At 70.6% G+C, this 1,026-nt stretch carries 1 protein-coding gene; it reads left to right on the forward strand.

Features of this window, described 5'->3' with window-relative positions; genetic code table 11:
• Positions 1–40 precede the first annotated feature (40 nt).
• Positions 41–1,026 (forward strand): NPCBM/NEW2 domain-containing protein (locus tag DAERI_RS21710; RefSeq protein ID WP_201262817.1); only part of this gene is annotated, 986 nt, incomplete at its 3' end.

Below are 1,026 nucleotides of genomic sequence, written 5' to 3' on the forward strand. Positions count from 1 at the left end.
TGACCCGACGGGGGGGGTAGGGTATCCGTGGACGGACCAGGTGACGGACCACCCGGCCGACCCCTACGCCGGGGGTCGCGCCTACCCCTGGTCCGGCGTCGGGGCCCCCGCCGGGCTGCACGCCAGCGCCATCACCGCCGACAGCTACCTCTCCGACGTCACCTGGGACCCCGGCACCGCCTCCAGCGGCTGGGGTCCCATCGAAAAAGACCTGAGCAACGGCGAGAAAAACGCCGGGGACGGCAAAACGCTGACCATCGGCGGCACCACCTACGCCAAGGGGCTGGGGGTCCACGCCAACAGCAGCGTGAGCTACACCCTGGGCGGCACCTGCTCCACCTTCTCGGCCACCATCGGGGTCGACGACGAGGTGGCCGAGCGGGGCAGCGTCATCTTCGAGGTCTGGAACGGCACGGCCAGCAAGCTGTACGACAGCGGCGTGGTGCGCGGCACCGACGCGCCGCGCGACATCTCCGTTTCCGTGAGCGGCGTGTCCACGCTGCGGCTGGTGGTGCGCGACGGGGGCGACGGGCTGTCCGCGGACCATGCCGACTGGGCGCTGGCGCGGGTGACCTGCCCGCCCGCCTCGCCCAGCGGCGAGGCGTACGTCTCGGACCTGCCCTGGTCCACCCCCACCAACGCCTGGGGTCCCATCGAGAAAGACCTGAGCAACGGCGAGAAACTGGCCGGGGACGGCAAAACGCTGACCATCGGCGGCCAGACCTATGCCAAGGGCCTGGGGGTTCACGCCAACAGCAGCGTGAGCTATGCGCTCTCGGGCCGCTGCTCGACCTTCACGGCCGCGGTCGGGGTGGACGACGAGGTGGGGGACCGGGGCAGCGTGGTGTTCCGGGTCTACGGGGACGGGACCGAGCGGATGCCCGCGGTGGTGCGGCGCGGAACCGATGGGGCGCAGCTCATCAGTGTGGATGTCAGCGGGGTCAACGAACTCAAGCTGGTGGTGGGCGATAACGGCGACGGCATCTCCTCCGACCACGCCGACTGGGCCGACGCTAAACTCACTTG

The organism is Deinococcus aerius (genome assembly GCF_002897375.1).
Taxonomy (GTDB): Bacteria; Deinococcota; Deinococci; order Deinococcales; family Deinococcaceae; genus Deinococcus; species Deinococcus aerius.